This window comes from Planococcus maritimus (assembly GCF_001592825.1).
In the GTDB taxonomy this organism is placed as follows: domain Bacteria; phylum Bacillota; class Bacilli; order Bacillales_A; family Planococcaceae; genus Planococcus; species Planococcus maritimus_C.
The window spans coordinates 1-21,757 of record NZ_LTZG01000069.1 but is presented as its reverse complement, the minus strand read 5'-3'; the positions used below and the strand labels follow the sequence as shown (position 1 = coordinate 21,757).

The following is a 21,757-nucleotide window of genomic DNA, read 5'->3' as shown; positions in this document are numbered from 1 at the left end:
TTTTTCTATCTGTCATGGCGTTAATGGTGGATACCTTTTCCAGACCACGCGGCGGCGGCTTCATACAAGCTCTCAGTGATCGTGGGGTGGGCATGTATCATCGAAGCCAGTTCATCGACAGTCCCCTCTAAATGAATATAGGCGGAAGGTTCCGCAATCATTTCCGTTACATGTGGCCCGACCATCAACACCCCTAGGATTTCTCCATACTCGGTGCCCGCAATTAATTTAGTGAATCCTTCTTTCTCATCCTGCGCCAAAGCCCGGCCGTTTCCTGCGTGGTCGACTTTGACGACTTTGTAGTCGATCCCTTGTTCGCTTGCTTCTTTTTCCGTCAAGCCAACACTGGCAATTTCCGGACTGGTGTATACACAGCGCGGGACCATTCGGTAGTCTATGGTCTCACTTCCTCCCGTTGCATTGGCCGCTGCAACGACCCCTTCTGCACTAGCGACATGGGCAAGCTGCCATCCACCTGTGACATCTCCTACTGCATAAACAGCAGGATTGCTCGTCCGCATTTCCTTATTCACTTTTACAAAAGGGCCCTCCATTTCTAGGTCTAATTTTGAAAATGCAGAGGTGTTGGGTGCTCTACCAACAGCCATCAATAGCACATCGGTCTCGAGCGTCGTAGTTTTGCCATTCTCGGCTGTCACATGGACGAGCTGATGGTCACCTTGCTGTTCAATGTTCATCACTTTTGTACTCGTCGAGATGGAAATCCGCTTCTTTTTCAAGGCTCTTGCAAGGGCTTTGGACGCTTCCGGTTCTTCACTCGGAACGATTCGGTCGCTCATTTCGATAATGCTTACCTGAACATTTAAGCTGGCGAAAATACACGCGAGTTCCACGCCGATGATGCCCCCTCCAACAATCACCATCGATTGCGGAATTTTTTCAATATCGAAAATAGTATCGCTGGTGTAATAGCTTGCGTCTTCGATGCCTTCAATCGGTGGGAAGAGCGGACGCGAACCAGTAGCTAAGATCAGGTTATTCCCGCGAATAACTTCTTCTTTGCCCGCAGATTGAATCGTGATTTTGCCAGCTTCCTGGACTTCCCCAAAGCCGTTGAAGACATCAATTTTGCCTTGCTTCAATAAATGAGAAATCCCATTTCTTAATTGTTGAATGATTGCATCTTTACGGGCCATCATTTTGGAAAGCGATAATGTCATTTCCCCAGTTTCAATGCCCCAGTTTTTAGCTTTTTCAATTGTTTCAATCACTTCCGCATGCCGCAGCAATGTTTTAGAGGGAATACAGCCTCTATTCAAACATGTGCCTCCGAGGTCTTGCGCTTCGATTAAGGCAACGGTTTTCCCAAGTTTCGCTGCGCGGATTGCAGCCACATAGCCTCCAGGGCCGCCGCCAAGCACCACCACATCGTAACTATTCACTAGCATCTACTCCTTACACCAATAATTTAATAGGCTGTTCCAGTACTTCTTTCAGTTCCGTCAAGAAGGCAGCGGCCGGCGCCCCGTCAATCACCCGGTGGTCAAATGACAAACTTAAGACCATCATCGGCCGAAGCTCGATGGCACCATTAACGCCGACTGGTTTTTCGTTGATGCGCCCTACTCCAAGAATCGCGGACTCTGGCTGATTGATGACCGGCGTGAAGGCATCGATGGCATACATGCCTAAATTGCTGACGGTAAAAGTGCCTCCCGACATTTCTTGCGGTTTGACTTTATTGTCGCGCGCGGCTATCCCTAGGCGCTTGCAGTCTGCAGTTAACGCTGACAAGCCTTTTTGGTCTACATGCTGAATCACGGGTACGATTAGGCCGTTATCGACAGCCACTGCCAGACCGAGATTGATCTCGTCTTTATAGACAATTTCGTTCCCTTCCAACGAAACGTTGATGTGAGGGTGTTGCTTCAAGGAAAATGCGACCGCTTTCATAATGATTTCGGTATAAGAAACACGGTAACCGGTTTGTTGCTCAATCGGCTCAAGCAATTGTTTGCGCAGGCTGATGGCTTGTGACATGTCCACTTCTGTCGTTAAGGTTACATGAGGCGCAGTTGTTTTGCTTTGCAGCATACGTTGCGCCACGACTTTTCGGATGCCTTCCATTTTTACGCGTTTTGCCGTAGTTGTAGCAGGAGAAGCATCTGGTGGTATCGCATTTTCTACATCAGTTCGCTTAATCTTTCCGTTCGCGCCAGAGCCTTTTATTCCCTGTAAGTCAACACCTTCAGCGGCAGCTACTTTTTGTGCAAGCGGTGTCGCCTTCACCGGCTGTTCAGTTGAAGCGAAACTCATCACATCTGCTTGATGAATCCGTCCGTTCGGTCCAGAACCTGATACTTCTGACAAGGTGATGTTTTCTTCTCTCGCTATCCTTCTAGCTGCGGGAGTTGCGCGAAGTTTTTTGCCATTTGCGTCAGCAGTTTCTTGTTGAGCGGACGTTTCACTGATTCCTTGCTCGGTTAAATCCTCTACTTGAGCTTGGCGGGAATCACTTATATCATCTGCCTTTTGGCTACCGCCAGATTCACCCGGTGGCGCATCTGGTACTGGCTCACCTGCTTCACCGATATATCCCACGACATGATTGATCGGCACTTCTTCATCTTCTTCAAAGTATTTTTTCAATAAGATGCCTTCTTCGTAAGATTCAACTTCGATATTGATTTTATCTGTCATGATTTCAAATAACGGTTCCCCTACATCAACGGAATCGCCTTCGTTTTTATACCATTGCAAAAGCGTTCCCACTTGCATCGTGCTGCTCAGTTTTGGCATGAATATTTCTTTGGCCATTGACCCTGTTCCTCCTTTCTAGTGTCGGTTTAAGGTTTCTTTTACAGCTGCCACAATATCGTCGACGCCGGGAATGGCTGATTTTTCAAGCTCAGGGTTGTAAGGAATCGGCACTGCCTTTCCGCCCAAGCGCATAATTGGCGCATCCAAGTAATCGAAGGCTTCGCTTTCAGCGATGGTGCTGGCAATTTCCCCGCCGAATCCGCCGCGTTTGACCGCTTCGTGCACGACGACCAAACGGCCCGTTTTTTTCACGGACTCTATAATGGTTTCGGTATCTAACGGTACGAGTGTACGAGGGTCGATCACCTCGACGCTGATTTCTTGTTCTTCGAGTTTTGCTGCTGCTTCCAAAGCTTTATGCACCATGATGGCGGTCGCTACGATGGTCACATCGCTCCCTTCCCGCTTTATATCCGCTTTGCCGAGTGGAATGGAGTATAATTCTTCGGGCACATCCGATGTGGTTTTATAGCATAATTTATGTTCATAAAAAATAACCGGATTGTCTTCATCGATCGCGGCTTTTAAGAGCCCTTTCGCATCGTAGGCAGTGGAAGGCTGGACGACTTTCAATCCAGGCACGTGGGCCATCCACGCTTCTAGGCTTTGAGAATGCTGGGCAGCTGCTCCGGTCCCAGATCCAGCTGGCGTGCGAAGAACCATCGGCACTTTCCCTTTACCTCCATACATATAACGGATTTTCGCTGCTTGGTTGACCATATTATCCATCGCAATGGTCATGAAATCCGAAAACTGAAGTTCCAGGATGGGGCGCATACCGGTTAACGCGGCTCCAACCGCTGTCCCGGAAATAGCGGCCTCCGATATTGGCGTGTTGCGGATGCGTTCGGGGCCAAATTCTTCAATCATGCCGCGTGTTACTCCAAATGCCCCACCGTAGACTCCGATATCTTCGCCCAAAATAAAGACGTCCTCATTCTGTCGCATTTCTTGGCTCATCGCTTCCCTGACTGCTTCTAAATAGGTTAACTCTCTCATCAACTTCCGCTCCTTTGCTTCACGTTATGCGTAAATGTCTTCCATCAAATCCTCGATTGTCGGCATTGGGCTGGCTTTCGAAAATTCAACGGAATCCTCGATTTCTTTTTTGGCGGCTGCTTTGATTTCAGCTGCTGATTCTTCTGTCAGTAAGCCTTCCCCGATCAGCGCATCCCGAAGCCGTGCGATCGGGTCTTTCGCCCGCCACTCTTGCTCTTCTTCACGCGTGCGGTACTTTTTGGCATCGCTCTTCGAATGTCCTTTCCAGCGGTAGGTTTTGGCTTCAATGATAGAAGGCCCTTCTCCGTTTCGCGCCCGCTCGACTGCTTCACCCACACCATTCATAACATCGAATACATCGTTGCCATCGACCACTTTCCCTGGGACTCCGTAGGCCGCAGCGCGTTTTGCCACATCTTCTACGTTCATCATTTCTTTCGCCGGTCCAGACATGCCGTATTGATTGTTTTCACAAACGAAAACCACCGGCAACTTCCAGATGGAAGCCAAATTCAACGCTTCGTGAAAACTGCCTTCGTTGGATGCCCCGTCGCCAAAGAAACAAAGAACCACATATCCTTCGTTCTTCATCTGCGAAGTCAGAGCGGCACCCGTCGCAATCGCAAATCCGCCCCCGACAATGCCGTTTGCCCCCAAGTTGCCTTTATCAACATCTGCAATATGCATCGAGCCTCCTTTGCCTTTGCAATAGCCTGTGGTACGCCCGAATAACTCAGCCATCATCCGATTCACTTCCGCGCCTTTAGCAATGCAATGTCCGTGACCTCGATGCGTGCTCGTGATCTTGTCGCGTTCTTGTAAAACAGCAATTGAACCCACTGCCGAAGCTTCCTGCCCGACTGCTAGATGCGTAGTTCCATGGATCATGCCCTTGGCAAAGAATTCGTCCACCTTTTCTTCAAAAAATCGAATTTGCCACATTTGCTTTAATAAATGCGTTAAATCCGTTTTCTTGAGATGTGCCGGAATATTGGTGAGTTGTGTCATTGATAATCCCCCTTTTTTTACATTTGTTCTAACTCGTAACATATGTAAAATTATAAGTCTTTTCTGATTATTCGTCAAGAACAAAAGGGCCAAACTTCTTGATGTTCCAGAAGTTCGACCCTTTCTTTAATAACTCGCTATTTCTTCTTCAGCTTATATGTGTTGATTACTCTTCGGGATGAATGGACTTCCTTTAACACTCGGTAAGGTTTTTTCATTGCCCTGAAAGGAAACGACAACAACAAATGGCTGAGATCTTCCTTATATTCTTTCGTTACCCGTGTCGGCTTCGTCGATATGCGTTCGTATAATTCTTTGTAGAACTCTTTTCTAAGATCCATATTCATTTCAATTGTCCGGCCACATTCCATGCAGCGGATCCGCTTGATGTCCTCGTTAATATACGTAATCTCGTGATTGACTTCTTCTCTGCAATGAACACAGTATAAACCAGCTTCCATCTTTTTCACTTTCATATAAAAACACCTTCTCATTTTGGTAGTGAACATGCCTCTACAGTGATTTAGAGCCTTTGTTTAGTACCATTCAAGCGATTTTGATTACTGGATGCTCGTTTCAAACTTTCTTTTACAGCTTTTCCGCAAAGGTTTCGTCCTGTATGCGACGCAATCGCCAAATGGTCGACTCCTTCGTCTGGACTACATCGTCGTATGTGACGATATCTCCTTTTTTGACGGAACGCTTTAACTGAACATGGCGGTCGACCAAACCTAACGGCAAGGCATTTTGTTGTTTCGCATCCTGTGCTGACAAAATGTGGCCATAAACCGTAAATCCACCGATGCTATCGAGGAATTGGCCTTCTTGGAGGTCCGTTTTGGCTACTGTCACGGTTTCCGCTTGAAGCCCTTTCCATGGGGCAATCGTAGCTTCATTGTAAATAAAGGCTCGCGCGATCGAAATAGGCGTCTCCAAACTGGTCAAATGATACGGGCGGTATAGCACATAATTGGGCCCAGCCCCCATGCTCAAGTATTGCATCTCGTGATTGACTTCTTCTTTTTCCGAGGCAATGATCGCAAATACGCCAGGGGCGACACCGTTAATGTATTCGACGATTTTCTTCTTGCTGACTTGTCCGCCGTCTTCTTTCAATCGAAAGATTTCCGGAAGCCCTTTGACATCACTTACGAACCCATGCATTCCCGGCGTGTCTGGAAGAAATCCAGTGGCATTAGCGACAGCGGTCATTTCGACCATCGTCTTTGTCCCGTCCTGGAATGAAGCGAGCATTTTCGCACTGGCGCCTTTTCGCGCCGCTTCTTCTGCTGCGGTATCTGGATTCGCCGCTAAGTTGAGCGGGTTATTTTTTCCTTTGCCCAGTGCCACCACTTCAAAGCCGAGACCATCCGCAAAATCGTATAACTCCATAATGGCGCCAGGTTCATCTCCTGCTGTGCCTGTATACACGACGCCGCTCGCATCGGCCATCTTCTTCAATAATGGCCCGATTGTTACATCCGCTTCCACGTTCAACATCACGATATGTTTTCTATTTAAAATAGCGTCCCAGGCAATCTTGGCGCCGATGTCCGGTACGCCGGTTGCATCGACCACAACATCTACTGCTGTAGAAGAAGTGACCAAGCGCGCGTCTGTCGTTGCTACTACTTGACCGGATTGAATCGCTGCTGCCGCTTCCTCTGCGTCAGTTGTTTTGACGATATCAGTATCCGCGACACCCGCTTTTGCATAGGCATTTACTACATTCTCAAGTTGGATATCTGCTGTCAGGACCACACGCATGCCCGACATGTTTTCAATTTGCGACACCATGCCCCGTCCCATTTGGCCTGCGCCAACGAGCCCGACTTTGATGATGTCTCCGTTTGTTTCCAATTCTTCAAGCTTTCGATTAATACCTAGCATGCTTCAGTCTCCTCTTTGTCAGGCTTTTAGTATACAAATCTCAGCTCCCAATGCCAGTTCAGGTAAAGGGGTTTTTTCTACACACATCGTTCCCGGGAGATCCGCAGAGGCTTCGCCTGAAAACGAAATAGTGCAATGGCCGAGATCTCGCAACGTGTCATTTACTTTATTGCCAACGTACAAAATTTCAAATCGTTCGCCGTTGATTTCCAGAACATCTCCTGCCTCTACACCTTCAAGAAGTTCCGCTTTTTCGTGAATCACCGCAAATGAACGCAATTCTTCTGGGACGGTATTGTTAAATATGACCATCATCTGCTCATCTGCGAACAATTCTACCTCTTCTCCTATTTCTGTAATTTTAGCTTCGTATTTTTTTATCATCTGTATAATCCCCCAACCTTTTTTAATACATTCCAAAGCTCAATAAGTAAGCGATAACGACCGCCAAAGGCCCTGTGATCAAACGGGAAATCAAGACAGCCGGGACGCCGACCTCGATGGTTTCCGGTTCTGCTTCTCCAAGAGTCAACCCGACTGGAACAAAGTCAGCCCCAACTTGAGGGTTGATGGCAAATAGTGCTGGCAGTGCCAGTTCCGGCGGGATATTGCCGCGCCCGATTTCAACACCGACCAAAACCCCGACGACTTGGGCAATGACAGCACCCGGCCCGAGTAAAGGAGACAGAATCGGCAAAGAACAAATGACCGAGAGAATAAGCAAGCCGACAAAATTACCGGCCAGCGGCGTGACGAAGTTTGCGATGATGTCACCGATTCCAGTGAAAGTTATGATTCCGATTAACATACTGACAAATGCCATGAACGGCAAAATATTCTTGATGACTTGATCGATTGTTTCGCGTCCCGCTTGGTAGAGTACGCCGACGACTTTCCCTGCACCTCGGCCGACCCGTTCCACGATGTTCATCTTTTTAGGTTCGCCTGTACTGTTCGCGGCCACTTTTCTTCTGGCTTCTTCTTTCAATTCCTGGGGTGTTTTACGCGCTGCTGGTGCAACCGTTTCATCTGCTGCCTCTTTCACTTCGTTTTGGTCTTCATAAGGTGCGGCTTCCGAACTGATATCTGAAACCGTCACACCGGACACAAAATTTTCTTCATTGATAAATTTCATCAATGGCCCGGATGGCGAAGTCGCATTTACATTGATCGTTAAAATATTCATTTTCGGGTAAACCCCACAGCGTGCTGTCCCACCGCAGTCAATGATGACGCAGGCCATCGTTTCTTTCGGATATGAAGTTTTGAATCCATCTACCGCTTCAGCCCCCGTTAAACGGGCAATTTCCTCTGCGACGGGATGAATTCCACCTCCCGTTACAGAGACGATATACCGTTGGGTCTCGTTCGGTCGTATGGTGAGTGGACCGCCCCAGCCTCCTCGGCCTTTCGTCACGGAAATCGCTTTAAAGTTTAATGGTGTTTGATTGTCTGCCATTTTGCTTCCCCCTTTTCAATTAACCACTTTCAGTAATTACACTTCCATCCCTTTTGCTTTCATCATGCGAACCGTAATGATTTCCGTAACGATTCCACGCATCAGAATCACGATAACTCCAACCAAAAAGAAACGGATTGCTAGTGGCCCAAGGGACAAGCCCAATTCAGTGATTCCCGCTGCGATGCCGAGATAGACGAACAACTCAGCTGGGTTGGCGTGGGGGAATAATCCGGTAATTGGATGAACAAACGATACAGCAGAATCGTAAAAAGCCGGCTTTTGTTTTTCCGGCAAGAATTTACCGAATGTGTAAGCCATTGGATTGGTCAAAAAGAACACGGCCAATACCGGGAAGATCGTATACCGCAGAATAATATTCTTCGTACTTTTTGCAGCCAAGCGGTTGATCCGTTCTTCCCCAATCAACCGGATCAGTGCATTGATCGCTGTGATCAACACGATTAATAACGGAATGATTCCTGTAACAAGCCCTGTAAATGTATCTGCACCGGCTTGAAACATGCCAATAAAGCCTTCAGCGAGCGAAACTAAAAAATCCATCCTTTTTCCTCCTTAGATTGCCAGATTTGTTTTCTTGCCCATTTGCGTTTCGATTTTTTCAATCGCCATCTTGAACGCTTTGCCATCGGATTCTTCATCCAATTTCTCTTTTAGGGATTCGATATGCATCCCATTGAATTTGGGAAAATCCTCAAAACGGCTAAATACCGTCACACCTTTCATGAGCTGGCTCTCGATCAGGGATCCCGCCTCATCTGTTACCAATATGGCAATCACACCGATACCTAATTTTTGTTTTTGTATGCCGACCCCGAGATATCCCGAAGGCCTGTTGCTCATTTTCTTTAATGTTGCCTGGTAATTTCTCAATTGCATTTTGGTCATCAAAATCTGAAGGATCCATATCCCCGCGAACACAACGATAAACCACCCCCACAAACTCAACACCCCCTAGCTTTTTACATTTGTTCTAACTAAGCACAAATGTTATATGAGTAATTATAAAAGCGCTTTCAAAATAAATCAATAGCATTGAAAGAATATTTTAATTATTTAACCAATTATACAGGTCGTCAACAAATACTTCATTTCATAATTTCCGCTTCACATCCTTATACATAGACTTTCTATATCGCTATTTAGTCAATAAATCCATAAGTGCTGGCTCCCGCGCCCAAACTACAGTACAGTATTGTGCAGCACGAAGAACAAGATTGGGACTGAGAAAAGATAGATTTCATCAAATAATTCAAATAATGTAGAGACAAGGGAGGAACATTACATGTTTTTAGATGAGAGAAGTGCTGGTTTGCTAAAGCTCTTGCAGCATTCATCGATTCCTTCAATGAATGAAATAGAACAACAGACAGGGCTGACACGCAGGCAGATTCAGTACAGTTTAAATAAGGTTAACGACTGGCTCGAATCGAATGACTACGCTCCTGTGCAGTACAAACGGGATCTCGGTTATTTCTTATCAGATCAAATTGCGGACGCTTCGATTGAGATCAAGCTGACCAAACGAAGCTATATTTTTTCTGAAAAGGACCGGGAGCAAGTCATTTACTTGATGATCCTGTTAAGCCAAGAAACCTTGTCCGTATTTCATTTTCAGTCCGCGACGGGAGTTTCACGAAATACCGTATTGAATGATCTTCAGCGTTTAAAAGAACAGGCACAAGAGATGGGATTGACCATCCGTTACTCCAAGCAATCCGGTTACATCATTACTGGCAACAGCCGGATCAAACGGTTCGTCATCGAGCAATTGCTTCATGAAGTGTTGAATGGCTCCAACAGCCAAATGATTACGCAATGCATCTGGAGTGAGTTTGACGAACGCATCACAGCCATTCATGACCAGTTAGAAAACATGGAACAGCAATTGGGCATCATCTTTACCGATGAACGCCTGTACGAACTGGCCTACCTTTTCTTTTCCACCGACCAGTTGATCGGCAAAGGAGAAGAACTTGATCAAGATCCGAGCTGGCTCCCCTTCGCAGAAACGAAAGAATATGTGTTGATCGATGCGATGATCGGGACAGCCGCTTTTCAATCCACTTGGAGCCAGACCGAAAAACTTTATGCGACATTGCATTTGGTCAGCATGAACCGGACAAAAGATCGGTCACCTTTAAAAGATGACCAAGTGTTCCGCGAGCTTTTGCAGCGCGTCACTGAAGAGTTCGAGCGGCTGACATTCGTCCATCTTCAAGACAAGGACCAGCTTTTCGAGCAATTGTACGTCCATTTCAAACCCGCTTTTTACCGCATCAAGTACAGGTTTCCTCACGTCAATCCGATGATGGAGCGGGTTTCCAAAATTTATCCGGAACTCCATCATTTGACGCGCAAGTCTTTGAGGATCCTGGAAAACGAATTGGGCTTCCAACTGCCGGAAGACGAAGCAGCCTATTTCACGATTTATTTCGGCGGCTGGCTGCAAAGGCAGGGAACCCGTCTAGACGACCGGAAAAAAGCCATTGTCGTGTGCCCGCACGGCATCGGCGTCAGCAATATCCTGAACTATACGCTAAGGGAATTATTTCCGACCATCCTGTTTTTAGACGTGCTGTCTGTCAGGGATACGGCTGAATATCCACTGGACTACGATCTCGTATTTTCTTCGGTCTTTCTGAACACGGACGCTACCTTATTTGTAGTCCCACCCATTTTGGAAGAGCGGGACAAGCAGCGCTTGAACAAGCAAGTCATGCAGGAACTCTATGGCTACACCGTTCCAGACTCGGATGTTGCCGGATTGATGGAACTGATTTCCAAACACGCAACGATCCACGACCCGAAGCAATTGGAAAAGGAGTTGCACGCCACCTTGTATGCACAAGCTGGCACCCCCACACACGCCGTAAAGGAGGCAGAAAAACCCGTGTTAGCAGAACTATTGACTACCCAAACCCTTCAATTGAAACAGCAAGCTGCGACTTGGCAAGAAGCGATTCAACTCGCTGCGAGTCCACTTGTGGAATTGGGGACCGTTAAAGAAGATTATGTCACCGCGATGGTGGAGTCGATTGAGAAGAACGGTCCTTATGTTGTCATCACTCCGCTTGTGGCTATCCCCCATGCACGCCCTGAAGAAGGAGTGCTTTCCTTGTCGATGAGCTTATTGAAGCTCGACCAGGCGGTGGATTTTGCTCCAGACAAACCGGTTCAATTGATCATCGTGCTAGCTGCGGCTGATAGCGATTCGCATTTGCGTGCGTTGATCCAATTGACCAGCTTATTGAACGAGCCTGCCAATATTCAAAAGATGCTCGAAGCCACGGACAAAGAACAATTATTGGAAATCATCCAAACATATTCTAAGGAGGAAACAGAATGAAAATCATGGTAGTGTGCGGAAACGGATTAGGAAGCAGTTTTATTATGGAATTGAATGTCAAGAAAGCGTTAAAAGAATTAGGGAAAACAGCGGAAGTTGACCATACCGATCTGACTTCAGCTAAATCGGTGCAAGCTGATCTCTTTATCGGGGCTGCAGATATTATGAGCCAATTAGAAGACGGCAATCGTACCATCATTAATCTAGAGAACATGATGAGCATTCCTGAAATTAAAACAAAACTAGAGCCTCATTTCGCATAAGGTGGGCATTAAGGGGGAACCACTATGTTACAAGTAATCATGAATGACATTTTAGGAACGCCAGCCATTCTGATCGGGTTGTTTGCGCTGGCGGGATTGCTGCTGCAACGCAAGAGCAGTGCTGATGTCGTATCGGGCACATTGAAAACAGTAATGGGCTTCGTCATCATCGGAGCTGGGGCGACCGTATTGATCGGTTCGCTGGATATATTCGGGGATATGTTCGATCATGCATTTAACGTACAAGGCGTCATCCCGAATAATGAAGCGATTGTCGCTGCTGCCCAAAGCCAATTTGGGACCTCTACCGCATTGATCATGGTATTCGGGATGGTCACCAATATTGTGCTGGCGCGCATCACACCGTTTAAATTTATCTTCCTAACCGGACACCATACATTATTCATGGCCTGCCTATTAGCGGTAACCTTGTCCGTAGGCGGACTTGAAGGCGCTCCTTTAATCATTACAGGATCGATTATTTTGGGCTTGTGTATGGTATTGTTTCCAGCATTGTTGCAGCCGTATGTGCGTCAAATTACGGGCAGCGACGATTTCGCTGTCGGACATTTCGGCTCGATTGGCTATTTTGTTTCTGCGAATGTTGGGAAATGGGTTGGCGATAAAGAAAAAACAACGGAAGAAATCAAAGTCCCTAAATCACTAGGCTTTTTGAGAGACACTTCTGTAGCCGTTTCGTTGACAATGGTGTTGTTCTTCTTCGTTGTCGCTTTGTTTGCTGGGCAGGACTATATTGAAACGACGCTATCAGGCGGTTCGAATTTCTTAGTCTTTTCTTTCATTCAAGCAATCACGTTTGCGGCAGGCGTCTTTATCATCCTTGCAGGTGTGAGAATGCTAATAGCTGAAATCGTTCCTGCTTTCCAAGGGATTGCGGATAAATTGGTTCCCAACACCAAACCGGCATTGGATGTTCCAACGGTCTTCCCTTTTGCGCCAAACGCAGTCATCATCGGTTTCTTGTTTAGCTTTTTTGCTGGGTTGTTGGCGATGTTCTTCCTGCCGGTTCTCGGACTAAGCGTCATCGTCCCTGGCCTGGTCCCGCATTTCTTCACAGGAGCTGCGGCCGGCGTCTTCGGCAACATCACAGGCGGACGGCGCGGTGCGATGGCGGGCGCATTTGCCAACGGGTTGATCATCAGCTTTATCCCGGCCATCCTCTTAGTAATGTTGGGCGATATCGGATTTACCGGAACAACCTTTGGCGACTCTGACTTCGGCGTTGTCGGCATCTTGATCTTGAGCATCATGAAACTTTTAGGATTTGCTTAAAGAGCCTCTATTAAATAAGAGCCCTTCCAAAATCAATAGACTTTGGAAGGGCTCTTATTGTGCTGTCTGTGTATATTTTATTCGTAAATTCCGACTTGATCGAACCCTTTAGCCGTAGCTTTCTCTTCCGCACTTCCTTCTCCGTAGATATCAGCCGCCGATTGGACGATAAGCTTGCGCGCTTCGCTGAAATTGGAAGTTGGCGTCAAATAGACCGTTAACGCACGGTAGAAAATCTGGCCGAGTTTTTCCTTACCGATTTCTTCACCGATCAAATAAGCGGCATGGTTGGTAATCGATGAATTGATATGGACACCGCCGTTATCCAAATTGATCGGCAAATCATAGAATTCGTCCATATGAGAAGGGTAATTGCCTTCCCCGTCGCCATATGGAATATAATCCGCTTTGACAGGATATTTGCTCGGGTCACTTAAGCTGCGCAATGAGACTCTCCCGTCTTCTTTGGCATCAGGACCCATGATGTCCTCACCAAGTTCCCAATCGTCTGAATCGACCAATACGCCGAAAATGTCTGCAAAGGATTCGTTCAACGCGCCTGACTCAAAACGGTACCGGAGATTCGCTGAATTGGAGATCACGCCATGCGTCATTTCATGTGCAGCTACGTCTAGTCCCGCAGACAATGGCACCATAAACGATCCATCGCCGTCGCCGTATGTCATATAGCGGCCATTCCAGAACGCATTATTATAGCTTTCTCCATAATGCACATAGGAAATAATCGCCATTCCATTGTCGTCAAGTGAGTTGCGGTCGTGTTCGTCATGGAAATATTCATATACTTGCTCGGAGTTGAAATGTGCATCTACAGCCGGGCGTAAGTATTCATCTTTCCACGAGGCGCTGTGATTCGTGAAAATCTCCCCGTCATTTGCATCCAATGTATAGATGCCTTCTAGGCCTTCATGTGACTCATCGGACAAGCTGAAGGTCGTGCCTCCCTTAGCTTCTTTTATCTTGGTCGTGTGGATTTTGCGCTGTTCGCCAAGTACGCCGGTGCCGACCGATTGATGGATGTCTTGAGCGTGCATGATGGCATTATACTGATCGATCACTTCCCCGCTTTTCGCATCCACAAAGACAAACCAGTTGCCGGGTTGATCCCCCATGAAGTTCACATTAACCTTATAAGCTAAATGGTTTTTTTCTTCAAACGGATAAACGACGACTTCCGATTCAGGTGCATACTCAAGCTCTTCTGGTGCTTCAACTGCGTTTTTCGCTGTTTGAACGGCTTTGACAAGGCTCACAGTCGGCGCCGTGTCGATGCTGCTCGTGGACGCTTCAGGGAAATGGGCTCCGTTAACGGACACCAATTCGTCTTGTTCGTTGTAATGAACGACCACTTCCGCCCCTTCAACCGGGATACCGTTGACTGCCTGGTTAAAACGGACATGCGTCATGCCGAGATCGTCTTTTTCCACCGCTTTTTGCTGCAAGTTTTTCTTCGGGTTTTTCAAGCCAGTCTTTTTCTCGTTTTCCGCAAGATAATCAAGCGCATTCGACGCATTGCTTGAAGACCGTTTCTCTGCGATTTTTTCTTTCACGAATACAGGGACATGGGCGTTTTCGTTCCACGTTTTTTCAGATTGCCCATTTGCTAACGCAGTGCTCACTGTAAACGAACTGGCGACGAGTGCAGATGATAATATAACAGGCATAATGTATTTTTTCTTCAAATTTTTTCCTCCTCAACCTTAATGAAATTTAGTATACCGAAGTAAATTTGGACATTCAACGAGATTACAGATTATTTGCTATATTTGAAAAGTTATACCTACAAGATTTCGAACAGTCTCTATCTATCTGCTTAAAGGAAAATATTGGATTCCCTAAAACCCATTTCTGTCAGGAGAAAAGGCATACACCGAAACACAGAAAAGAGGAAACGCTGAATGTTTAGCGCTTCCTCTTTTTTATATAATATCTAAAATTCTCGTGGCAGTTCCTGGTCAACCTATGCCAGCTGTTTCATTTCGACGTGCCTTTAAATTCAGGTTTGTAGCCAGCTGTTTAAAAATTCCTGCTGATCGCCTTCGAAATAGCCTTCAAAAAAGTCGCGGAACTGTTGTTTTGTCACTCGACGGAATTGGAACTCTTCGTAATAAGCCGCTAAAAACTCCAAAGCAGCCTCATTTCCGCCCTGTTGATCGAAAAAGCCCTTCATCAATAAAGGCACTTCCCCGTAGATAGTGGCATAATAAGCAGCTGTATCGAATTCGTCGAGTGCCAAATCCGCATACGGTTTCGGCGTGGTGGAGGCTTTATATGCTTGTGCGGTTTGGAAACCGCTGTCTTCATCGCCGTAATAATCGCTGAGGAACAGGCCGGTGCTGAATTCAGTTAGACTTTCATCTAACCAAGCATTTTCGTAAGGATCATTGCTGACCAAATAATAAAACCATTGATGCGCGATTTCGTGCACAAGAATCGAATCGAGCAAAGCTTCATCCATCGGGACTTCGACGATATTTGGATATTCCATATAGCCGTCATTTGCGATCAAATCCAGTTCAGCAAACGGATAATCGCCAATGTTTTGTTCAAAAAAAGCAAATGCTTCAACAGACAGTTCAGCCGTTTCTTCCAAGATGGCGGACTCCGCCGGCACAAACACTCGAAGCTCTGTCTCCCCCGACTTGCGCTCTGTGACTTGCCAATCGGCCGGATTCAAAAACGCCGCGTAGAAATCTTTGATGGTTTTGCCAATCAAAGTACCGGATGAACTAGCTTGCGCCGGCCCGTCCGGAGCAGAAGTGGTTATCAAGTACTCGTCAGGCAGCCGGTAAGTGATTGCATAATCACCATACCCCGTTTCATAAGATTCTCCTTTGGGATCATAAGCATTGACTTGCCAACCAGTGTCGTATTCAGCAAGCATCGGATACCAATGGGCCAAATAAATATTGTTTTCGGAGCGAGTCAAACGCAAGCCGTCTTCCGGTACAGTAAGACTGTATTCAACCAAGATCGTCTGTTGCTTACCTGGAAGCAACTCCGAATCGAGCTCAATGAATAATACGCCGTTATTCAATTCATAGTCCATCTGATGCCCAGCCGAACTAATTGAATTTACTTCAGCGACATTTGACTTGCTATTCATTTCATTCGGCACAAAGAAAAACGCCATGTCCGACCAACTTTCCTGCGAGTCATTTTTAACCATTACCTCTGCAGATATTCGGAAAGTTCCCGCTTCTGTCATTTCAAGATCAATGGCATGATTCGTACTTTTGCTTAGGGCGTCATCATTCAACATTTCATCCGTTGGTTCATTTGAATGAATTTGAATATATGAATGAATTAATATTATAATAATTGCGGTCAATAAGACTATACCTAAAGTTCTTTTCAAAGGCGAACTTCCCTTATTCAAAAGCCTATCAAACCTTTCTTTATCGAGGGTTGTCTAAAGTGTCTATTATGAATAATTTTTACTCGTAAGATTGGGCGCGTTCTCTGATGACTTCACCTATCAAAACTTCGCCATTACTTGTAGTTTGTTTGGCTGAATTGATCATAGCCTGCGCGAGCACTTCAGTCGGAAGTGGCTGTTGCGAACGAAGCAACCCTACCTTATTCACTAATTGAATAACCTTTAATCCTAACACTTCCAATGTGCGGTCACTGCCTTTCCGCTTTAAGATGGGCGGCTTGAGGATGCTTAATTTGGGAAACCCTAGTTCTTTGACCGCTTCCTCTAATTGACCTTTCATCTTCGAATAAAAGCTGCGCGCTTTTGGAGAAGCGAACTCAGCTGACACCAATACAAAACGTTCAACCCCGTTTTCTTTTGCCGCTTTAGCAAACTCATATTGGTAGCCGTAATCGACTTTCCACTGCGCCTCTTTGCTTCCTGCTGCTTTGATCGTGGTGCCTAAAGAGGAAAAAAGAACATCGCCTGTCACCAAGTCTCGCCATTCTTCCGGCTGGTCAAAATCGATGACTCGAACCGTTAATTTGTCGTGTTGTATATCCAAAGGACGCCTTGCGAAGACGTCGACTTTTTCAAATGAATCGTCTTTCATCAATTGCTCGACGAGGTCTTTTCCCGTTGCTCCTGTTGCGCCAATTACTAATGCGTGCATAATCGTTCTCCTTTTAGAATGATGGATTTTTTATAGTTCGTTCCTTACCTGCTATTCATGTTCTTTAATTCGCTCAGCCAAGGGCACCCTTCTTGTTTACCACACCGAAAGCCTAGTACGCGAATCGTTTTGTTCATTTATATATGCCAAATTGCGAAAACCAAAGCTGCGTCCGTTCTCATAGAGCGCAAGGAGCATCGTTTGATCTTTGCAATAGATTGTCGTATAAATTGTATCAGCAATTAGCAGGACCAACTGGCAGTCGCTTGCGGCGAACTCTTCGTAGGTCTGAGGATGTGAAGTGACAGCTCCTTGAAAAGCGCGAAGTTCCGCAAAAATCACATAAACCTTTTCTGTTTCGATTGCTTCCTTTAACTTGAAACCTTCCAGGATCGTTCCATTTTGGGGGAACAACTCCCCATTCGCTCTATCATTTCTGGCTGTGTAGGTTTCTATGTTATCTATGTGCCAATTAAAGGATTGAACGTTTACTGGCTGAAGAATGTCTTTCAAAAAACTTCCATAATCGTTTGGCAATTCAAAACTGATTCCTCTAAACATATTCTCATCTCCTTAAGCGGCTTCGGAACAACTAGTACTTATTCTATAAAAAAAGCGCCAACCCTTTAATGGTGGCACTTTTTCTTCCTCCTATTAACATCTGACAAATTTGCGTTTGAATCCAAGGCGCCCTTTTTCCAAGCCTTGCTGGATGCTGTCGTAGGCATAGAGTTGAGTGGGTTTCTTGTTTTCCCGTTTGAGCTCAACTTTGCCGACAGCTTTGGCGGTTTCGGCCGCTTTTTCGCTCAAGGGTTTGTAAGAAATACCAACGGTGTAGAGAAAATTATTCATCGATGCTTTCGTCCGTTCAGGTGCTTGATGAATCTCATGCTTTACTTTGTCCAGCATAGCCGATATTTTGTCTTTCTGGAATTCACTGTCCTTCCGGTTTCCAAGCAACCAGCAATAACAGCTCCAGCCAGCGGACATGCGCAGCTCTTCACCGCTTTCGATCCATTTATCAGCGACTTGCTGGGCGATATCGGATTCTGACAAAGTGACCGCCACAACATAATCCGACAGCATATAAAAATAAGCTCCGTCCATCCAGCGGTCGAAATCGGATTCCGTCATCACTTTCGGGTCGGCGATAATGCCGGCAAAGTACATAGCGTCGTAATTGCCCGTTGCATACAATTCTTCTGCCAGCGGCTGATCGATTTTAATTTGCTTGGCCATTGGTTTCATCGCACCTGTTGCAACGCCAAATACCGGTTCTTTTGCTCCACTCGATACATACATTTTTTTGGTGCGTTCTTTGCCCAAAGCTTGCAGTTCCTCCATGACTGTTTGAAAATCCATGTTCCGCACATCCTTTCGGCTATTGTGGCACAATTCACAAACGCTTCCTTAAATGCTTCATTCGAAACCAATTGGAAAGCGCTTATTGGCTCAATGTCCTGCTATTTTCACCATTTTGCGTTCTTTTTTCACCCAATCGAACTCATCAAAATCATGGGCAATTTCACTGTCTTCGTGGACTTTCCGCATGTTTTTCAGTAACTCTTTTTCATGCTCGGGCATAAAACGGGCACTCACGTGATTGACGATAAGCTTTTGCGCCTGCGCGCGACTTGCGACGGTCGCTGCATCCAAAATCGTCGAATGGCCGTAATCCTTGGCCAATTTCTCCGTTTCCCCGTCGAACGTTGCTTCGTGGACGACCAGGTCGGCATCCTGCGCTAAGTGCTCCGATTTTGAGCAATACTGGGTATCACCAAGGATCGTGACTGTAAACCCGGGCTCTGCTGGTTCAGTTACGGCGCTGGACTCTATCTTTCGGCCATCCTCTAGTTCGACAGTTTCCCCGGACTTTAACTTGGCCAGCAGTGGGCCTTTCGGGACGCCGAGTTGTTTCGCCTTGTTCATATCAAGCTTCGGCAATAGCGGTTTTTGTTCAATCCGGTAGCCGTAAGTCGGAATGACGTGTTCCAACAGACCGGCTTCGACCGTCATTGTTTTGTCTTCAAAAATAACGCCTTCAGTTACTTCATGAAAGCGGATGGGATAAGTCAAATGCGTCCGGCTCAAGCGCAAGGTCATTTCGATGTATTCCTTCAGCTCTTTCGGTCCATATAAGTCGAGGGGCTCATCGCCACCTTGAAACGAACGCGAGCCCAATAGCCCAGGCAAGCCGAATATATGGTCGCCATGCATATGTGTAATAAAGATTTTCTCAATTTTTCGTGGTTTAATGGTCGTCTCAAGAATCTGGTGCTGGACCGCTTCTCCGCAGTCAAACAACCAAATAGCCCCGCGCTCTTCGTGTAATTTCAAAGCGAGTGCCGATGTGTTGCGTTGTTTCGACGGCATGCCCGCCCCTGTTCCTAAAAATAATACTTGCATTAGCGTTTCTTCCTCTCATGGTCACTCAGAAAATCTTTGCTTAAGCTGGTTTGTGCATCATGCTTCGATTGATGATACGGCATTCCCCTAGAGACAGAGCCTTTGCCGAAACGGTTTTCAAGTTTGGCGACCAAGTCCAGAATTGGTTCATCTTTCGCGTGTTCTTCAAAATTGAAGAGTGATAATTGCTCAGTCATGTCGCCCTTGTCGACGACGTTTGAGACAGTGACACCGACAAGCCGCAGCGGTTCACCGTTCCAATGCGTTTCGAACAATTGCCACGCCTGCAGCATGATGTCTGGCTCTTTCCATACGGTATTGTTCAAAGTAACGCTGCGGGTGCGGTTTTTCCAGTCCGAACTGCGCGTCTGGATGCTGACGGTCGGCCCCGCCAAGTTTTTCGCATGGAGCCTTGCTGCGACTTTCGCGCTGAGCGTCCGAAATATTTTCTGCAAGCTTTCGAGATCGGTCTCATCAAACGGCAAAGTCGTCGAGGTGCCGACACTTTTTCGGTCATAAATCGAATCCGGATCAACTTCGCGGCTGTCTTCTCCTCTGGCACGCGCCTGCAGCCGCACGCCGTTTTTTCCCATTTTCTCTTTGATCAAGCCTTCCGGCGCATTTGCCAAATCGCCAATGGTGAATAGTTTTAAGCTATTGAGTTTTTTCGCAGTGCTTTCCCCGATGCCATGCATTTCAATGACGTCTCTCGGCCACAGGATCTGCTGGATATCGCGTTTCCGGAGGATGGTGATGCCGAGTGGTTTTTTCATATCGGACGCTGTTTTGGCGAGGAATTTATTCGGCGCGATGCCAATGGAGCATGGCAAGTCGAGTTCCTTTAGAATACGCTGCTGCAGCTCTTCGGCAATTTTCACGGGATGTTTATCCGTCGATAATTCAGTCACATCGACATACGCCTCATCGATCGATACGGGTTCGACCGCATCGGTATATGTCCGCAGGATCTCGAACATTTGACGTGATGCTTCCCGGTAGCGGTCGAAATTCGGCGGCATCAGCAAGAGTTCTGGGTATTTCTTTTTCGCCTCGTGTACTTGCATGGTCGTGTAAATACCGTGCGCCCGCGCCTCGTAGGAGCAGGTGACGATGATGCCTTTGCGCTCTTTTGGGTTTCCGGCAATCGCCAGTGCTTTCCCCTTCAGCGTTGGATCGTGCGCCTGCTCGACGGATGCATAAAAGCTATTCATATCAATGTGGAAGATCACGCGCCCCGCCATAACCATCGCTTCGCTTTCCTTTTTCTTTCAGTGTATCAAAAAATAGGCGAACAGGCATCCTGTTCAGCTTTTTCGGTTTCGCTGGATTTGCGTCCTTAGTGGGACTTAGGAGTGTGATGTGGCGGTTATTGTATATTTCATCTTTAAGTAGCCGCTTCCCGCTTTGGGCTGGCCTTTGGCAATAAGCCAAGAAGAGCATTTGTCTTATTGCTTCGGCTCGCCCTTGGGCGCGGTTCGGCTGTTAGATTTCATTGGGACACTGTTGCGAAGAGGTGTCTGCTTTGATTGCATGCATCCGCTGGTGGGTGTCGCTTAGTGAGACTTCTAAGGGTGATGTATCGGCTACTGATAGTTTTATCATCAAGTAGCCGCCTTCCGCTTTGGGCTGGCCTCTCCCAATGAGCCGAGAAGAACGCTCGTCTCATGGCTTCGGCTCGCCCTTGGGCGCGGTTCGGCTGTTAAATTCATTGGATCATGGTTGCGAAGAGGTATCTGCTTTGATTGCATGCATCCACTGATAGATGACGCTTAGTTGAGCGTGTGAGTGGGATATACCGGTCGTTGTTTGTTGCATCTTTAAGTAGCCGCCTTCCGCTTTGGGCTGGCCTCCCGCCATGAGTCGATAAGAACGTTCGTCTCATGGCTTCGGCTCGCCCTTGTGCGCGGTTCGGCTTTTAGATTTCATTAGATGTTATATGCGATGAAGCGTCTCTATTGAATGGGATCGTCCACTGGTAGATGTCGCTTAGTGAGACTTGTGAGGGTGAGGTGTCGGCTATTGTTTGTTTCATCTTTAAGTAGCCGCTTCCCGCTTTGGGCTGGCCTTTGGCAATAAGCCAAGAAGAGCATTTGTCTTATTGGTAAGTCAACACAAAATCAAACAACTTTTTTAAGGGAAGACAGCCGGTAAGCAACCGGACTGAGGTAGCCTAACG

At 46.7% G+C, this 21,757-nt stretch carries 20 protein-coding genes; 3 read left to right on the top strand and 17 right to left on the bottom strand.

Translation table 11 applies throughout. From position 1 onward, the window contains the following. Positions 1 to 20: 20 nt before the first annotated feature. The 10 genes from lpdA to AY633_RS16145 all read right to left on the bottom strand — a co-directional run bounded on the left by lpdA (position 21) and on the right by AY633_RS16145 (position 9,109). Entirely contained in the window at positions 21 to 1,409 is a 1,389-nt protein-coding gene (gene lpdA, locus AY633_RS16190) for a dihydrolipoyl dehydrogenase (RefSeq protein ID WP_068489219.1), read from the bottom strand. 7 nt (positions 1,410 to 1,416) lie between these two features. After that, positions 1,417 to 2,778, bottom strand: coding sequence for a dihydrolipoamide acetyltransferase family protein (locus AY633_RS16185; protein ID WP_068489217.1), 1,362 nt, complete (start codon positions 2,776 to 2,778; stop codon positions 1,417 to 1,419). An 18-nt stretch (positions 2,779 to 2,796) separates the two neighbouring features. After that, positions 2,797 to 3,780 (bottom strand): alpha-ketoacid dehydrogenase subunit beta, encoded by a 984-nt coding sequence (locus AY633_RS16180; RefSeq protein ID WP_068489215.1) that lies wholly within the window; start codon positions 3,778 to 3,780, stop codon positions 2,797 to 2,799. A 24-nt stretch (positions 3,781 to 3,804) separates the two neighbouring features. After that, on the bottom strand, positions 3,805 to 4,788 hold the full coding sequence (locus AY633_RS16175) for a thiamine pyrophosphate-dependent dehydrogenase E1 component subunit alpha (protein ID WP_068489213.1): 984 nt from the start codon (positions 4,786 to 4,788) through the stop codon (positions 3,805 to 3,807). 137 nt (positions 4,789 to 4,925) lie between these two features. After that, positions 4,926 to 5,264, bottom strand: a complete 339-nt coding sequence (locus AY633_RS16170; protein ID WP_068489211.1) for a bh protein — start codon at positions 5,262 to 5,264, stop codon at positions 4,926 to 4,928. 112 nt (positions 5,265 to 5,376) lie between these two features. Next, on the bottom strand, positions 5,377 to 6,678 hold the full coding sequence (locus AY633_RS16165) for an NAD(P)H-dependent oxidoreductase (protein ID WP_068489209.1): 1,302 nt from the start codon (positions 6,676 to 6,678) through the stop codon (positions 5,377 to 5,379). 18 nt (positions 6,679 to 6,696) lie between these two features. Continuing rightward, positions 6,697 to 7,062, bottom strand: coding sequence for a PTS glucitol/sorbitol transporter subunit IIA (locus tag AY633_RS16160; RefSeq protein ID WP_260804592.1), 366 nt, complete (start codon positions 7,060 to 7,062; stop codon positions 6,697 to 6,699). Positions 7,063 to 7,084: 22 nt separating this feature from the next. After that, entirely contained in the window at positions 7,085 to 8,137 is a 1,053-nt protein-coding gene (gene srlE, locus AY633_RS16155; RefSeq protein ID WP_068489206.1) for a PTS glucitol/sorbitol transporter subunit IIB, read from the bottom strand. Positions 8,138 to 8,173: 36 nt separating this feature from the next. Then, entirely contained in the window at positions 8,174 to 8,701 is a 528-nt protein-coding gene (gene srlA / locus AY633_RS16150; protein WP_068489204.1) for a PTS glucitol/sorbitol transporter subunit IIC, read from the bottom strand. Between the two features lie 12 nt (positions 8,702 to 8,713). Further along, entirely contained in the window at positions 8,714 to 9,109 is a 396-nt protein-coding gene (locus tag AY633_RS16145) for a transcriptional regulator GutM (RefSeq protein WP_260804591.1), read from the bottom strand. A 334-nt stretch (positions 9,110 to 9,443) separates the two neighbouring features. Here AY633_RS16145 and AY633_RS16140 point away from each other — a divergent pair, with 334 nt between their 5' ends. The 3 genes from AY633_RS16140 to AY633_RS16130 are packed head-to-tail and all read left to right on the top strand — an operon-like array spanning position 9,444 to position 13,063. Then, complete coding sequence (locus tag AY633_RS16140) at positions 9,444 to 11,507, top strand: BglG family transcription antiterminator (RefSeq protein WP_068489201.1); 2,064 nt, start codon at positions 9,444 to 9,446, stop codon at positions 11,505 to 11,507. After that, entirely contained in the window at positions 11,504 to 11,770 is a 267-nt protein-coding gene (locus tag AY633_RS16135) for a PTS sugar transporter subunit IIB (protein ID WP_068462129.1), read from the top strand. Before AY633_RS16140 ends, AY633_RS16135 begins: the two co-directional genes overlap by 4 nt. A 24-nt stretch (positions 11,771 to 11,794) precedes the next feature. Continuing rightward, positions 11,795 to 13,063, top strand: coding sequence for a PTS ascorbate transporter subunit IIC (locus AY633_RS16130; RefSeq protein ID WP_068489200.1), 1,269 nt, complete (start codon positions 11,795 to 11,797; stop codon positions 13,061 to 13,063). 77 nt (positions 13,064 to 13,140) lie between these two features. Here AY633_RS16130 and AY633_RS16125 read toward each other — a convergent pair whose 3' ends face one another. The 7 genes from AY633_RS16125 to AY633_RS16095 all read right to left on the bottom strand — a co-directional run bounded on the left by AY633_RS16125 (position 13,141) and on the right by AY633_RS16095 (position 20,828). Then, positions 13,141 to 14,766, bottom strand: coding sequence for a M4 family metallopeptidase (locus AY633_RS16125; protein WP_068489198.1), 1,626 nt, complete (start codon positions 14,764 to 14,766; stop codon positions 13,141 to 13,143). Positions 14,767 to 15,080: 314 nt separating this feature from the next. Then, the gene (locus tag AY633_RS16120) at positions 15,081 to 16,253 is read right to left on the bottom strand and encodes a M1 family aminopeptidase (RefSeq protein ID WP_186008789.1); all 1,173 of its coding nucleotides are present in this window, start codon (positions 16,251 to 16,253) and stop codon (positions 15,081 to 15,083) included. A gap of 268 nt (positions 16,254 to 16,521) precedes the next feature. Then, a complete protein-coding gene (locus tag AY633_RS16115; RefSeq protein WP_068489194.1) occupies positions 16,522 to 17,175 on the bottom strand; it encodes an NAD(P)H-binding protein in 654 nt (217 codons plus the stop codon). Between the two features lie 96 nt (positions 17,176 to 17,271). Continuing rightward, on the bottom strand, positions 17,272 to 17,736 hold the full coding sequence (locus tag AY633_RS16110) for a DUF2691 family protein (RefSeq protein ID WP_068489192.1): 465 nt from the start codon (positions 17,734 to 17,736) through the stop codon (positions 17,272 to 17,274). A gap of 93 nt (positions 17,737 to 17,829) precedes the next feature. Then, a complete protein-coding gene (locus tag AY633_RS16105) occupies positions 17,830 to 18,537 on the bottom strand; it encodes a DNA alkylation repair protein (protein ID WP_068489190.1) in 708 nt (235 codons plus the stop codon). A gap of 90 nt (positions 18,538 to 18,627) precedes the next feature. After that, the gene (gene rnz, locus AY633_RS16100) at positions 18,628 to 19,581 is read right to left on the bottom strand and encodes a ribonuclease Z (protein WP_068489188.1); all 954 of its coding nucleotides are present in this window, start codon (positions 19,579 to 19,581) and stop codon (positions 18,628 to 18,630) included. Next, positions 19,581 to 20,828: a DNA polymerase IV gene (locus AY633_RS16095; RefSeq protein ID WP_260804590.1), complete on the bottom strand. Its 1,248-nt coding sequence runs from the start codon at positions 20,826 to 20,828 to the stop codon at positions 19,581 to 19,583. Before AY633_RS16095 ends, rnz begins: the two co-directional genes overlap by 1 nt. Positions 20,829 to 21,757 lie beyond the last annotated feature (929 nt).

Excerpts from the sequence above, each read along its gene's own strand:
- lpdA (WP_068489219.1), bottom strand. The coding sequence starts at position 1,409 with ATGCTAGTGAATAGTTACGATGTGGTGGTGCTTGGCGGCGGCCCTGGA.
- AY633_RS16185 (WP_068489217.1), bottom strand. The coding sequence starts at position 2,778 with ATGGCCAAAGAAATATTCATGCCAAAACTGAGCAGCACGATGCAAGTG.
- AY633_RS16180 (WP_068489215.1), bottom strand. The coding sequence starts at position 3,780 with ATGAGAGAGTTAACCTATTTAGAAGCAGTCAGGGAAGCGATGAGCCAA.
- AY633_RS16175 (WP_068489213.1), bottom strand. The coding sequence starts at position 4,788 with ATGACACAACTCACCAATATTCCGGCACATCTCAAGAAAACGGATTTA.
- AY633_RS16170 (WP_068489211.1), bottom strand. The coding sequence starts at position 5,264 with ATGAAAGTGAAAAAGATGGAAGCTGGTTTATACTGTGTTCATTGCAGA.
- AY633_RS16165 (WP_068489209.1), bottom strand. The coding sequence starts at position 6,678 with ATGCTAGGTATTAATCGAAAGCTTGAAGAATTGGAAACAAACGGAGAC.
- AY633_RS16160 (WP_260804592.1), bottom strand. The coding sequence starts at position 7,062 with ATGATAAAAAAATACGAAGCTAAAATTACAGAAATAGGAGAAGAGGTA.
- srlE (WP_068489206.1), bottom strand. The coding sequence starts at position 8,137 with ATGGCAGACAATCAAACACCATTAAACTTTAAAGCGATTTCCGTGACG.
- srlA (WP_068489204.1), bottom strand. The coding sequence starts at position 8,701 with ATGGATTTTTTAGTTTCGCTCGCTGAAGGCTTTATTGGCATGTTTCAA.
- AY633_RS16140 (WP_068489201.1), top strand. The coding sequence starts at position 9,444 with ATGTTTTTAGATGAGAGAAGTGCTGGTTTGCTAAAGCTCTTGCAGCAT.
- AY633_RS16135 (WP_068462129.1), top strand. The coding sequence starts at position 11,504 with ATGAAAATCATGGTAGTGTGCGGAAACGGATTAGGAAGCAGTTTTATT.
- AY633_RS16130 (WP_068489200.1), top strand. The coding sequence starts at position 11,795 with ATGTTACAAGTAATCATGAATGACATTTTAGGAACGCCAGCCATTCTG.
- AY633_RS16120 (WP_186008789.1), bottom strand. The coding sequence starts at position 16,253 with ATGGTTAAAAATGACTCGCAGGAAAGTTGGTCGGACATGGCGTTTTTC.
- AY633_RS16115 (WP_068489194.1), bottom strand. The coding sequence starts at position 17,175 with ATGCACGCATTAGTAATTGGCGCAACAGGAGCAACGGGAAAAGACCTC.
- AY633_RS16110 (WP_068489192.1), bottom strand. The coding sequence starts at position 17,736 with ATGTTTAGAGGAATCAGTTTTGAATTGCCAAACGATTATGGAAGTTTT.
- AY633_RS16105 (WP_068489190.1), bottom strand. The coding sequence starts at position 18,537 with ATGGATTTTCAAACAGTCATGGAGGAACTGCAAGCTTTGGGCAAAGAA.
- rnz (WP_068489188.1), bottom strand. The coding sequence starts at position 19,581 with ATGCAAGTATTATTTTTAGGAACAGGGGCGGGCATGCCGTCGAAACAA.
- AY633_RS16095 (WP_260804590.1), bottom strand. The coding sequence starts at position 20,828 with ATGGTTATGGCGGGGCGCGTGATCTTCCACATTGATATGAATAGCTTT.